Source organism: Ensifer adhaerens (assembly GCF_020035535.1).
GTDB lineage: Bacteria > Pseudomonadota > Alphaproteobacteria > Rhizobiales > Rhizobiaceae > Ensifer.
This window is the reverse complement of the sequence record NZ_CP083350.1, coordinates 1,140,255-1,152,802: the sequence shown is the minus strand read 5'-3', so window position 1 is coordinate 1,152,802 and position 12,548 is coordinate 1,140,255. Positions and strand designations below refer to the sequence as shown.

General features: G+C 55.1%; 12 protein-coding genes. 8 read left to right on the top strand and 4 right to left on the bottom strand.

Going from position 1 to position 12,548, the window contains the following annotated elements; all coding sequences use genetic code 11:
• Positions 1 to 57 precede the first annotated feature (57 nt).
• The 4 genes from LAC81_RS25700 to LAC81_RS25685 all read right to left on the bottom strand — a co-directional run bounded on the left by LAC81_RS25700 (position 58) and on the right by LAC81_RS25685 (position 3,713).
• Entirely contained in the window at positions 58 to 696 is a 639-nt protein-coding gene (locus LAC81_RS25700) for a pentapeptide repeat-containing protein (protein ID WP_223729960.1), read from the bottom strand.
• 217 nt (positions 697 to 913) lie between these two features.
• On the bottom strand, positions 914 to 2,170 hold the full coding sequence (locus LAC81_RS25695; protein WP_223729959.1) for an MFS transporter: 1,257 nt from the start codon (positions 2,168 to 2,170) through the stop codon (positions 914 to 916).
• Between the two features lie 389 nt (positions 2,171 to 2,559).
• Positions 2,560 to 3,123: a carboxymuconolactone decarboxylase family protein gene (locus LAC81_RS25690; protein ID WP_223729958.1), complete on the bottom strand. Its 564-nt coding sequence runs from the start codon at positions 3,121 to 3,123 to the stop codon at positions 2,560 to 2,562.
• Between the two features lie 44 nt (positions 3,124 to 3,167).
• Positions 3,168 to 3,713 (bottom strand): flavin reductase family protein, encoded by a 546-nt coding sequence (locus LAC81_RS25685; protein ID WP_223729957.1) that lies wholly within the window; start codon positions 3,711 to 3,713, stop codon positions 3,168 to 3,170.
• A 111-nt stretch (positions 3,714 to 3,824) separates the two neighbouring features.
• Here LAC81_RS25685 and LAC81_RS25680 point away from each other — a divergent pair, with 111 nt between their 5' ends.
• From LAC81_RS25680 to LAC81_RS25645, 8 genes are all read left to right on the top strand, one after another.
• A complete protein-coding gene (locus LAC81_RS25680) occupies positions 3,825 to 4,748 on the top strand; it encodes a LysR family transcriptional regulator (RefSeq protein ID WP_223729956.1) in 924 nt (307 codons plus the stop codon).
• Positions 4,749 to 4,847: 99 nt separating this feature from the next.
• Positions 4,848 to 5,960 (top strand): LLM class flavin-dependent oxidoreductase, encoded by a 1,113-nt coding sequence (locus LAC81_RS25675; protein ID WP_223729955.1) that lies wholly within the window; start codon positions 4,848 to 4,850, stop codon positions 5,958 to 5,960.
• A gap of 8 nt (positions 5,961 to 5,968) precedes the next feature.
• A complete protein-coding gene (locus LAC81_RS25670) occupies positions 5,969 to 6,751 on the top strand; it encodes an alpha/beta fold hydrolase (RefSeq protein WP_223729954.1) in 783 nt (260 codons plus the stop codon).
• A gap of 18 nt (positions 6,752 to 6,769) precedes the next feature.
• Positions 6,770 to 7,657, top strand: coding sequence for an NAD(P)-dependent oxidoreductase (locus tag LAC81_RS25665; RefSeq protein ID WP_223729953.1), 888 nt, complete (start codon positions 6,770 to 6,772; stop codon positions 7,655 to 7,657).
• A gap of 208 nt (positions 7,658 to 7,865) precedes the next feature.
• Entirely contained in the window at positions 7,866 to 8,576 is a 711-nt protein-coding gene (locus tag LAC81_RS25660) for a CoA transferase subunit A (RefSeq protein ID WP_223729952.1), read from the top strand.
• 1 nt (position 8,577) lies between these two features.
• Complete coding sequence (locus tag LAC81_RS25655) at positions 8,578 to 9,213, top strand: CoA transferase subunit B (protein ID WP_223729951.1); 636 nt, start codon at positions 8,578 to 8,580, stop codon at positions 9,211 to 9,213.
• 914 nt (positions 9,214 to 10,127) lie between these two features.
• Entirely contained in the window at positions 10,128 to 10,871 is a 744-nt protein-coding gene (lepB, locus tag LAC81_RS25650) for a signal peptidase I (protein WP_223729950.1), read from the top strand.
• 346 nt (positions 10,872 to 11,217) lie between these two features.
• Entirely contained in the window at positions 11,218 to 12,231 is a 1,014-nt protein-coding gene (locus LAC81_RS25645; RefSeq protein WP_223729949.1) for a Gfo/Idh/MocA family protein, read from the top strand.
• Positions 12,232 to 12,548: the final 317 nt, after the last annotated feature.

Genomic DNA, 12,548 nt, shown 5'->3' with positions numbered 1-12,548 from the left:
CACCACCCATTGGCCTCAGACACTTTCGAAGAGGCATAAGAGGGGAGTCGTCTGGAACTATGCAACTTTGAGACCTAATTGTTCGATTAGACGTGCAGCTTGATCTTTCGATACGACAGCACCCTTGAAGTATTGGGCTTCAGTGAGCCTTATGCCGCCGAGATCAGCCCCGCGCAAATCTGCGCTCTGAAATTTGCAGTCGACCAAGTAGGCGTCCTTCAACGAGCATCGCTCAAACACGGCATAGCGGAAGTCGCAACCATGGAGATCTGCCTCAGAAAAGTTAACGTCCGTCAGGTTTGCCTTCTTGAAAGAGAGCTTTGGCAGCTTGGAAAGTGAGAGCATTACATCTGCAAGAGAAACTCCCAACGCTTTGGCATCGGTGAGGTCAGCGCCCGTCAGTTTGCATGACCGAAACGAAGCATAGGTGAGAGTTGATCGGCGAAAACTAGCGTTGTTTAAGTCGCAACCGTCAAAACTGGCTTCCGTCAATTCGCTCCCTATAAAGCTGGCGAAAGGTCCACGGCAAGCCTTGAATACAGCGCCTTCTAAGCTCGCATCGTCGAACGTAGCTCTCGCAATGGTGCAGTCCTCAAAGTGCCAGTGATCAAGGTTGAGATCAGAAAGGTCGGCTTCGGTGAGATCGCATTCTAGAAGCCTCACGTGCTTGTATTCTGCGATATAGCGTTCCGCCATAGATCGTTGAAGTTCTCCGGTGTGAACGACCTCCACTGGGGCGATGGGGACAGGCGACATACTCAATCCTAAACCAGATTCTCAAATTGTGCCCAATCTCTAGGCTGGCCAGTTTGTTGTCGCAAGGGAATAGAGAGTGCCAAGGGCACTCCACCCATGAATTCTTGCTCCCCTCTTCTGGCTCGCCATCTAGCTAGGCCGCATGAAGAAGCATCAGCTAGTTGCTCAAAGAAAACGGTCGTCGTCGTGTTAATACAGCCAGTATCCCTGCGATGATCGCAAGCAGACCGAGTTGCAAGAGTGCGGCAGTTGCCCAACCTGTCGCGTTGCGCAGCGTCGCGAGCAGATAGCCCGCGAATGAGGCCGGTACGTAGAGGCTCGCCACGAGAATTCCCGCACCAAGTGATGCTCGTTCGGGATGAACCGATTTGATGATCCCGGCCGCCAAGTTCACAAACACCATTCCACTAACCGCGGAACCGAATACGAAGGAAAATGTCGCGTGAAGGGCCAGTGAGTGGCCCAGAGAAGTGAACAATAACGAACCAGACACACCCGAAATTATGAAGGACACCAAGAGCAGCTTGCGATGGTCAAACCGATCACCGATCCACCCACCGACGATCGAGGTCAACGCACCCAAGCCGTAGCACCCGATCGCAAAGGCTGCTTCCGCCGGTTCGAAACCAAGCGCATCACGTAAGAACGTCGGATACAGCCCGAGATAGCCGTAGATCACTAAACCGCCCAGCATACTCGCAATCGCAAGGATGACCGTAGATGAAGTCCATCCCCTTTCGGACGCCTTATCGTGCCCGCGTGGAAGTAGTTCCCTCGCGACATCGGCTTCGGTAAACCACCCTCTTACTCCAAGGATAATCAGCAAGCCGAGTGGAAGCCCCATAAGGCCGTAACTTACGAAGGGCATTTGCCAACCATGGGATCCGAGGATCGAAGCTCCCACATTTGGACCGACCAAGGCACCAATCCCAAAACTGAAGTTGACAGCTCCGGTTGCGAACCCACGATTCCGATAGAAGTACGTGGTTCCAATTGCGAGAATGGCAGTGAACTGCATAGCCTCTCCAACCCCCGAAAGAAATCGGTACAGCAGAAGGCTCGGGAGGTTGTGGGAATAGGCAGTCAGCAAGGTAGCCGCCGAGAATATACCCAAGCCCATCAGCGAAACGGTTTTTCGCGGTAGCTTGGATAGCAGGTAAGCCGTCGGCAACCCAGCAATTCCCATTCCCAAGGTAAAAACTGTGGCAGCAAAACCGACCTCTTGTAGAGATAAATCGAGGGCCCCGCGCACGTCGACAGCCAAAACCGAAAACAGTTGGCGATCCATTGAATTTAGCACGTACGAGATCAACAAAAGTGCGTACATTATGATGCTGCCATAAGTGACGCCCGCCCTCGTTGTTCCTGTAGCTTCGGGACTTGTCGTTGTTCCACCACCTTCATTCACGAGCATTGAATATTCTCCTCCACGGGTAACTGGCAGCATTTCAAATGCGGTGAGCTGCTACGTCAGACCACGCCAGCTCAGACCCATCCGGTGCACTTCCCCGCGAGAGACTGCTAGTGAGGATCTAGCCAGGGCGCGGATGGGCTCACGCCCGTCGTTCTCGCAATCGCAGCTATTCGCAATACGCGAAGATAAAGCAGATGTCCTTGAGGCTTCAGCAGGTTGTGTGGCCTAACAGAGGGCCGAAGATTTACGACTGACCGTTGTGGTCGAGTTATACTTTCGCGGCAAAGTCCACGGAAATAATATTATATGGTAGGCAGCATCAGGAAATTTGATACTGCCCCAGCGCGTTGAATTTCAGAGCCGCTGCCGCATTGATGGTTGATGGGTCCCTAGGTTTTAGGTCGGGGAAACGGCTCAATCTCGCCGGATGGTACTGGGACACGAAAAGCTTTGATCGTCATGGAGATCAGAGCGTAGTAGCCGAGAATGCCGACAAGATCGACAACTTCGTCAGCACCCAGTGCTTTCTCAGCAAATTCGTAGGTGGCGTCGCTAATGGCGCGGGTTTCCAGAAGCTCTGTTGTAAAATCATAGACGGCCGTCATTTGGATGTCGTCAAACAACGGGCGTTGACCGGCGTAGATTGCATCAACAGCGGTCGAGGGTACACCAACCTCAATCGCGATCGGTGCATGGATGTACCATTCAAAGCCTGCCTGCCAATGAGCTCCCGTCACTATGATGGCGAGTTCTGACAGTTTCCGCGGCAGGGACGTACCGTAGCGACAATAGGCTCCTAAAGCTTGAGCCGGGGCGGCAAGGCCAGGACGCTGTAGCCAAACGCGCAGTGGACCCTCCACGACGCCCCGAGGCCCCGAAGCAATTGCGTTATAGATTTCGCGTTGTTCAGCGCTCAGTGATGTTTCGTCCAGTACGGGGGGGCGTGATGTCATTACCTCACCTTTCTGTATGATAACAACCGGAGGCCCGCACTTCTTTATTTCTTTTCATTTGCGACCATTCCAGAGAATTTACCGAACGCGCCCCGCATGTAGACAAGTGGAGTGCGATCAATCGCTTCGGCCCGTTCGACTCGACCGATGTAGATTTCGTGGTCGCCGCCAGGGTCACGGCGATAGACAGTGCATTCAAGGTGTGCAACCGCTCCCGCTATTAATGGCACCCCGCTCCATCCCGGCACAGTTTCGACGCCTGCGAACTTGTCTTCTGCCCTTCGGGCGAACTGCAAGGCTACGTCGCCTTGATCTTCACCAAGGATATTCACAGCGAAGCGTTCGGTATGACGGAACACTTCGAGGCTGGGCGCCGACAGAGCAAGGCTCCAGAGGATCAGAGGTGGATCGAGTGAAAGCGTATTGAAAGAACTAACGGTAACACCCGCACGGACCCCAGCAGCTGTTTGTGCGGTGATGACCGTGACACCGGTTGGGTATTGCCCAAGCACCCTTCTGAACTCAGCTGGTTGCGGCGCGCTGGTCAGCGCGTCTGGAATAATCCTATTCATTAGTTGTACGCTGCCCACTGCAGACCTCCTGTCAGATCAAGTGTTGTTGATAGCCAACTTGAATAGGCGATATTCATCATTTAGAGAAATGATAAGATCAGAAGCCTTCCATCAGAAAGGGTGATAGCTTTGCATAACCTTCGCCAACTTATGACCTTTGTCGGTGTGTTCGAGGAGCGGTCTTTTTCCAAAGCGGCACAGCGCTTGAATGCCACGCAATCTGGACTTTCAATGCAAACGCAGCAATTGGAGCAGAATATTGGAAGCAAGCTTTTTGAGCGTTCAGCTAAAGGCGTGATCCCAACATATGCCGGACAGCGGTTCTACGAACACGCGGTCGAAATCATACGCCGCATTGACCAAATGGATAGCGAGATAAAGGCTCTTTCAGGGGGGGTAAGCGGAGAAATGAAGGCTGGACTGATGCCTACTTTTACCCGCGCTGTTCTCGCTCCGAGTCTTTTGAATTTCATGAACAGTTACCCCAACGTCAGCGTGTCTATAGTGGAAGCCTATAGTGGCGTTCTGACGGAGGGAGTTTTATCAGGGGATTATGATTTTGCTATCGTTCCCCAGGCACCCCGTCGGGACGGTATTAAAACGCGCCTGCTCGGAACTGACCGAGAGATCCTTGTTCGTAGGCCAGACCCGTCCATGCCAAACCTGTCCGGAGCCCGGCTGGCAGAACTACCTCCGTTAAAGCTTGTTCTTCCTAATCGAACGAATGCGCGGCGCACCAATTTCGAGAATTATGCCGAGCTGCATGGAATTCGGATCGCCACTATCGTCAGCATGGACGCCATGATCGCCACGCTCGAGTTCGTCGCGCAATCTGACTTCGTGACCATTCTCCCAGAAACGATTTGCGCGAATGATTTTGATGGCAAAACGCGTTCGTTGCACCCTTTATTGGACCCTCCGCTAACAGTCGACTACGCGGTCATTCAGCAATCCAGGACCGCAATTCCGCCCGCAGCAACGCTTTTCCTGGCCGAACTGGAAGCCCAATATGCTCTTCTCAAGCATCGTTGGGTGGACGCAGGGTGGGTATAGACATCAAGATTTCTGATAGGCTGCATAAAAACATATTGGTTTTTTTGTTCGGTGCGTGGGGTAACTCTGTTTTTCAGTCGAAGAATGGAGGATGTGCTCATGAACCTGGGCTTTTTCACAATGCCGATCCATCCAGTTGGGCGGGACTGGCGCGAGACTTTGAAAGAGGACCAGGAGGCCTTCATCCTCGCCGACCAATTGGGTTTTTCCGAGGGATACGTCGGCGAGCACGTCACAGACTTGGCGGAGAACGTTACCTCTTGCGTCGTATTCCTCGCGACTCTGTCCCGGTTTGTGAAGCGAATGCGCTTGGGTACCGGAACCGTGAACCTGCCGAACGTTCACCCAGCCCACGTAGCATCACAAATCGCGATGCTCGATCACCTTTTAGACGGCCGTTTGAATTTCGGGATTAGTCCGGGCGGGCTTCTATCCGACGCAGAGATCTTCGGAAACCTCGATGCCGACAGAAACGCCATGTTTCTCGAAGGAATCGAATCCGTACTCAAACTATGGACGACCGAGCCCCCCTATGACATTGACGGGAAATACTGGAAGATTTCGACGCGGCGCCAACTTATTCCAGAGATCGGGCAAGGGATCATACCCAAGCCCTTACAAAAACCACATCCTCCCATTGTGGTAACGGCCGTCGCGCCATTTTCGAAGGGCGTGACGGCAGCCGCGGCACGTGGTTGGGATCCAATCTCTGCAAACTTTCTTATGCCAAAGTGGGTTGCCACCCACCGCGCAAGTTATGAAGAGGGCTGCCTTCAGGGCAACCGGGCAATTGATCTCGGAAATTGGCGCGTGGCGAAGAGCATTTTCGTCGCAACGGACCGCCAAATCGCTTATGACTACGCTCGCGGGCCGGACAGTCCTTACCTCCACTATTTCAATTCCCTGTTCACGAAACTGGTACGCAACGGAAGGTCAAACCTGTTTAAGGAAGACCCCGATATGCCCGACTCCGCTGTCACGCTTGAACATGTTATGGACCGCTTGGTGATCTATGGGACGCCGGAAGAAGTCACAGAGAAACTTCTTGCATTTCGGGATGAAGTCGGCCCGTTCGGCACGCTCCTTTATGCCGGACACGACTGGCGAGATCCTGACCTTGCCAAGGCCTCGATGCGGCTGATGGCTGAACGCGTGATGCCAGCAGTCAATTCCGCGATTTGGCGGAACCAAAGCCAAGTCCGCACCGCATGACGACGTCAATGATGATAGATACAGCGTCGGCGACGCTCGCTGTTCAAATCGAGGGCGACGTGAACCATCCGTGGATCATTTTATCAGGCTCCTTGGCCAGTGATCTGTCGATGTGGAATTCACAAATCGATATGCTCACGAGGCAACGGCGTGTCTTGCGGTACGACCCTGCCGGCCACGGACAGAGCTCGCTTCCCAAACGTCGACTGACGTTGGAGGCCATGGCTGATGACGTTGTGGAGCTCATGGATCGTTTAGACATCGCAACAGCCGAATTCGTTGGGCTTTCGATGGGGGGAATGGTTGGTCTCGGCCTAGCCCTTGATCATTCCGCGCGCTTTCGACGCGTCGTGTGCGCCTGCGCGCGCGCCGTTTTCCCGCCGCCCGCCCTTTCCACATGGGATCAACGTCGTCGCGACGCGGAACGATCTGGTATGGCTAACCTCGTCGAAGGAACCTTGGAGCGCTGGTTTACGCCGGACGCGTCAGCAGCCATGAAGGAAGCGGCCGCTGAGATGATACGCCGCACCTCTGTCGCGGGCTACACCGCATGTGTGGATGCTCTGAAAGGCCTAGACTTCCAGCGCAGGCTGCATGAGTGCCAGATGCCCGTTCACTTTATAGCGGGCGAGCTGGATTTGGCGGCGCCAATGGCAGAGATCGCCGCAGCGGCGGCGATAACACCCAACTCTCAGTTCACCACGATTCCAGCCGCGGCCCATCTCGCCAATGTCGAGGCCGCTGACGCCTTCAATGAGGTCTTGGCCAACTTCCTATATGCCAAGCAGTAGATGCGAAAGGAGCAAAGCATGCGGGAGGAGAAAACGGTCGGGATCTACGGACTCGGAATAATGGGAGGGGCTATCGCTACAAACCTGGCTAACGCAGGCTTTAACGTTGTCGGCTTTGATCCAGATCCAGCGCGGTTGGCGACCTTCGATGTGAAGGGGCTGACCGTGACCGATGATGTGTCGAGCATCGCGAGGCACGCATGGCTCCTAATCTCGAGTCTTCCGAACGAAACAGCGCTCAAGGATACAATCGCCGATATTTTGGCATCCGCACCGGGTCCCCGAACGCTTGTCGAAACAAGCACTCTCAGCCTCGAAGCGAAGCTCTCGGCGGCTGAGAGCTTTCAAGCCGCCGGTCATACGTTCCTCGACTGCCCTCTGAGCGGGACCGGCGCGCAGGCGCGTAATCGGGATTTGACGGTGTATGCAAGTGGCAATAGCACAGCCATCGAGGCGGCGGCGCCAGTGTTCGACGGGTTCGCCAAGACTTGGTTCGACCTCGGAGAGATCGGCAATGGCAGCCGCATGAAATACGTCGCAAACTTGTTGGTTGCGGTCCATAACGTCGTAGCCGCAGAGGCTCTAGTGCTGGCGATGAAAGCCGGCCTTGACCCTCACCGCGTAATTGAGGTCGTGCGTCACGGTGCTGGCGGATCGCGCATGTTTGAAGTACGAGGACCAATGATGGCTGAAGGGGTCTATTCACCCGTCACGGCTGGGTTCCCCATGTACTTCAAAGATATCTCCATAATTGGTGCCTTCGCATCATCGATAGGTGTCCCGACGCCTCTACTTGCAGCGGTTTTGCCGATTTACCAAGCCGCAGCCAAAGAGCATTCCGATGAAGACGTCGCCTCGGTGTGCGCTGTGTACGAACAAATGTCGAGGTACACGCGTGGTGAGTAGCTAGCGGAGAGGCTCAGTTCGGAAGGTTGTTTTGGCTCGTGCTCGTGCATAGTCGAGAGTTCGCCCAGCTGAAGACCAGAAGAAGCGCCCCGGGCATTCGTGCCGTGCGCGAGCAGCATCCATTATCGAGACCAACTTGCCCTCGCCCAGATGGAAACGCACCATCGCTTCCAGGGTATGGGTTGGCAACCTCAAAGGAGGGCCCCAAATGCCGGCAAAATTATATCTTGATGCACGCAGTGCTCTCAACGACCTCGTCTTCGATGGTATGACGATCTGTTCAGGAGGCTTTGGCCTGTGCGGTATTCCTGAGCGGTTGATTGATGCCTTGAAGGATATTTCTGTTTCAGGTCTCACCGTGGTGTCGAACAACGCGGGCATCGACAACGAGGGCTTGGGCAAGTTGCTCAAATCACGGCAAATCCGGAAGATGATCTCTAGCTATGTCGGCGAGAACAAGGAGTTTGAGCGGCAATACCTCTCTGGAGAACTCGAGGTCGAGTTCTGCCCGCAGGGCACTCTTGCCGAACGCTGTCGCGCGGGGGGCGCCGGCATACCCGGCTTCTACACGAGGACGGGCACCGGAACGCTGGTCGCAGAGGGGAAGGAAACCAAGATGTTCGATGGCCGAGAGTATATCCTTGAAAAAGGCATCTTTGCCGATCTCGCTATCATAAAAGGTTGGAAGGCGGACGAAAGCGGCAACCTAGTGTTTCGCAAGACCGCCCGTAATTTCAATTTGCCGATGGCGACTGCGGCGAAGATCTGCGTGGCCGAGGTGGAGGAGGTCGTTCCCACTGGAAGCCTCGATCCTGACGGCATTCACCTGCCAGGAATCTACGTGAAGAGGATGGTCGTCGGGAGCCCGTATGAAAAGAAGATCGAGTCTCGAACGGTGCGTCACAAGGAGGCTGCCTGATATGGCTTGGACACGAGATCAAATGGCCTCACGCGCAGCCAAGTCGTTGCAAGACGGCTTCTATGTCAACCTGGGGATCGGCATACCCACGCTGGTCGCCAACCATGTTCCGTCAGATATGGATGTCACGCTTCAGTCGGAGAATGGTATGCTCGGAATCGGTCCTTTTCCATATGAGGGAGAAGAGGATCCAGACCTGATCAACGCTGGAAAGCAGACTATCAGCGAGTTGCCGAACAGCTGCTATTTCTCGAGTGCTGACAGCTTCGCGATGATCCGCGGGGGGCATATCGATCTGGCTGTCCTTGGGGCGATGGAGGTCAGCGAAGATGGGGATATCGCGAACTGGATGATCCCCGGAAAAATGATCAAGGGGATGGGCGGGGCGATGGATCTGGTCGCTGGCGTCAAGAAGATCGTGGTCTTGATGGAGCACGTTTCAAAGGACGGGACGGCCAAATTCGTGTCTGCCTGCAGCCTTCCATTGACCGGGAAAAACGTCGTCGACACGATCATAACTGACCTCTGCGTCTTCGAGCGGCGTGCGCCCGGAGAGCCATTTTCGCTGATTGACCTCGCAGATGGTGTGAGTATTGACGAGATAGAGGCAAAGACCACAGCTCATTATCGGATTTAAGCCACCTTCTCAGCGGACTTTGAGAAAGAGCGTTAGGCCTTTGGCGAGTGCGACCTAGGGTCTGTACTTAATCGGCTCGCGCGGCTGTCTGGCAGCTTCATCACGGTCCAATTGATGTGAAAAACTTTGTGAGGTGCAACCTTACTGGCTAAGCGATGTAGAGTGGTTGCCACCCGGACAGCGTTTGTACTGCGAAGCGGCAAAACCTCCGATCACAGCGCCGTTCCTGCTCCTCGCGATGCCTGTTAGACCAACCCTGCTCGCAGACAAGGAAACGACGCTGGCGCCGTCGGTGAGGAATTCCATGGAACCCGCCCTGTCATCCCACCTCGCTCAACGCGAATGAACCTTCCGCCTTGTGACCATCGCTCATACAAGAACCGCAACAGCGTCTTAGCACATGTTCAACTAGATCAAACAATTTCGCAGGATTGCGAGGCGCTACGATAGGGCGGAAGAGTCCTATAAGGCTTTCCTTTCGCTGGCGGCATCATATGGTTCCCACACGTCGCACGGATGAATCAGCAGCACACCGCCAATCTTTTCTCACGGCTTCAAAACCAGGGGATTCTCCATGCCATCCTCAGCTACGAAAAGCCGAATTGACGTGTACCTGACCGTTCGATCTTTTGGCTGCACGGTCCCCAAGGAAAATGGGGAATTTTCCACATCATGACAATTGTTGCGATTTTGGTCGGCAGGAGCGCGGATGGCTGCAATCTCTACGCCCTCGTGAAAAAGCCTAGCTGAGGCTCAAGCTCACCCTCGGCGCACCAGAGATCGTTCAAACAATGAAGCCTTCAGAGTTCAAGCATTCGTGATGGTGGAGGTGCTCCCGCAAAGCGGGCTGGGACGCTACAGAGAAAAGAGAGAGATCGTGCGTCCGAAACGATACCCTTAAGGAACCAAACCGCGTGACCGTAAAAGTTGAAGCGAAGCCGACCGGCCTTTGGGAAAACATCAAAGTCATCGCCCAGGCGCTAGTTCTGGCAATGGTTATTCGCACCGTGCTATTCCAACCCTTTACCATCCCCTCTGGATCGATGATGCCGACGCTGCTTGTCGGTGACTACATCTTCGTCAACAAGTTTGCCTACGGCTTTTCGAAATATTCGCTGCCGTTCTCGCCGGACCTCTTCAGCGGCCGCATTTTCTCCAGCGAACCGAAGCGCGGCGATATCATCGTCATTCGTTTCCCGCCGAATCCTGAGGTCGACTACATCAAGCGCCTTGTCGGTCTGCCCGGGGATCGCGTACAGATCATCGATGGCGTTCTTTACCTCAACGCCAAGCCTGTGCCGAAGGTGCCCGATGGTACATTCAATTCCGACTACGCGCAGGATCCGGGGCAGAATGTGCCCGTTTTTCGCGAAACGCTTGATGAGGGCGTCAGCTACGAAACGCTGGACCAGTCGCCAGTTTCCCGCGGCGACAACACGCGTGAATTCATCGTTCCGGAAGGCCACTATTTCATGATGGGCGACAACCGCGACAACTCGCTAGATAGCCGCTTCGACGTCGGTTTCGTTCCTGCTGAGAACCTTGTGGGCCGTGCCAGCTTGATCTTCTTCTCGCTTGGTAACGACACCTCCTTTCGCGAAATCTGGAAGTGGCCGACCAACATGCGGTGGGATCGCCTGTTCAAGAGGCTAGATTAGCAGGCGTAGACTCCTTCTGCCGCAACCGTATGGTTCGCGGCCGAATCTGCCTCCGTGACCGTCAATTTTGAGATGTCTTAGCTGGCATACACTCTGTTCGTCCTCGCTGACACGCGACTGTGCGGTGTGATCCGGTCCGATGTCAGCTGCACACCGCCGAGTTGACGAGTGAACAGCGCTCCCCCCGAAACGTTCTCGTAGACAGCAAAGAGTCTATGTTCCGGAGGCTCTCCACGTCGGCATCATGATTGCTGATAGACTATAACAGTTCTTGTTATTTTTGATTGAAGTCTGTTCCTACTATTCTAACGCGCGAAGCAAAAAACGCGGGTAACGGGAGGGTGTCATGATTAAAGTGGCTGTCGTCGGTTTCGGCTGGTGGGGTAAACATATCACGCGGCGACTGAAGGACAGCATGCGCCTAAAGGTCGTATCCGTAGTCGAGCCGGTCGCCGAGCGACAGGAGGAAATCCGCAACCTCGGCGTCGATGTTATCAATTCTCTCGAAGACGCTCTCGGCCGCGCCGATATCGACGCCGTTATTCTAACCACACCCAATCCGTTCCATGAAGAACAGGTCGTTGCCAGCGCCAAAGCGGGCAAGCATGTTTTCTGCGAAAAGCCGCTAGGCCTCACGGCGGCCAGCGCACGCCGCTCCGTCGCCGCTTGCGTCGAGGCGGGCGTACAGCTGGGCATCGGCCATGAACGGCGTTTCGAACCTGCCATGCAAGCCCTGGCGCGAATGATATCGGCGGGGGAACTCGGCACCATCATGCATGCCGAAGCGGCCTTCAGCCACGATAAGCTCAAAGGCGTGCCGAGGGGTGATTGGCGCACCTCCAAGGCAGTTTCGCCCGCCGCCGGAATGACCGCCATGGGCATCCACCTGACTGATCTGTATATCTCGTTGTTCGGTCCCGTCCGCACCGTCCAGGCGCTGACGGCCGACCGAATTCTCGGCTGGGAAACCGGCGATGTCGTCTCGGTGCAACTTGGTTTCGAAGCCGGCATCACCGCGACGCTGAGTGCGGTACTATGCACGCCACATTTCATCCGCATGCAGGTCTTCGGTAGCGACCGCTGGGTTGAAGTGCGTAACGATACCCACCCCGATACGCCAGGCGGGACGGCGGAAATGGTCGTCGCACATAGTCAAGAAGGCCATTCGCGCACCAGCTTTGAATGGAGCGACACCGTGCGAGCCAATCTTGAAGCATTTGCCGACGCTATAGAAGGCGCAGCGCCGTACCCTTATACCTACGAGCAGATGGTCCACAATATCGAGGTTTTGGAAGCCATCACCCGTTCGGCTGAGGGTGGCGAAACCATCCATTTGTCCCGGGCCTGCGAGCCGGCCTGATTGGTGATCATATCCCAGGAGTGGTGTAGCTTCGGCGATCGCCGTGCTATCCGGACGGAGCCGGGAATTGGTCAGTTTGCCGCAGCGGGCACGCTGATGAGCGGATCATCTGCCCATCACTCGTCCGTGCGTGTGAGTGCGTCACCTATACCTTCGTGTCGCTGTAACTGCGGGCGCGGGCTTTCCCCTCTGTAATGGAGTGCGCGACTGCTGAGAATCGGGCGCGCTCACGATGCGTCGAATCGCATCAGTACCTTCCTCAGTGTTCGTTTTGAACTTGCAACTTTTCTGCCAATCGTTGCCTCAGTAACCCGATT

Bases quoted from the DNA above. Each gene is read 5' to 3' on its own strand.
- LAC81_RS25645 (WP_223729949.1), top strand. From the start codon at position 11,218: ATGATTAAAGTGGCTGTCGTCGGTTTCGGCTGGTGGGGTAAACATATC.
- LAC81_RS25675 (WP_223729955.1), top strand. From the start codon at position 4,848: ATGAACCTGGGCTTTTTCACAATGCCGATCCATCCAGTTGGGCGGGAC.
- LAC81_RS25665 (WP_223729953.1), top strand. From the start codon at position 6,770: ATGCGGGAGGAGAAAACGGTCGGGATCTACGGACTCGGAATAATGGGA.
- LAC81_RS25690 (WP_223729958.1), bottom strand. From the start codon at position 3,123: ATGACATCACGCCCCCCCGTACTGGACGAAACATCACTGAGCGCTGAA.
- LAC81_RS25655 (WP_223729951.1), top strand. From the start codon at position 8,578: ATGGCTTGGACACGAGATCAAATGGCCTCACGCGCAGCCAAGTCGTTG.
- LAC81_RS25660 (WP_223729952.1), top strand. From the start codon at position 7,866: ATGCCGGCAAAATTATATCTTGATGCACGCAGTGCTCTCAACGACCTC.
- LAC81_RS25670 (WP_223729954.1), top strand. From the start codon at position 5,969: ATGATGATAGATACAGCGTCGGCGACGCTCGCTGTTCAAATCGAGGGC.
- LAC81_RS25700 (WP_223729960.1), bottom strand. From the start codon at position 696: ATGGCGGAACGCTATATCGCAGAATACAAGCACGTGAGGCTTCTAGAA.
- LAC81_RS25695 (WP_223729959.1), bottom strand. From the start codon at position 2,170: ATGCTCGTGAATGAAGGTGGTGGAACAACGACAAGTCCCGAAGCTACA.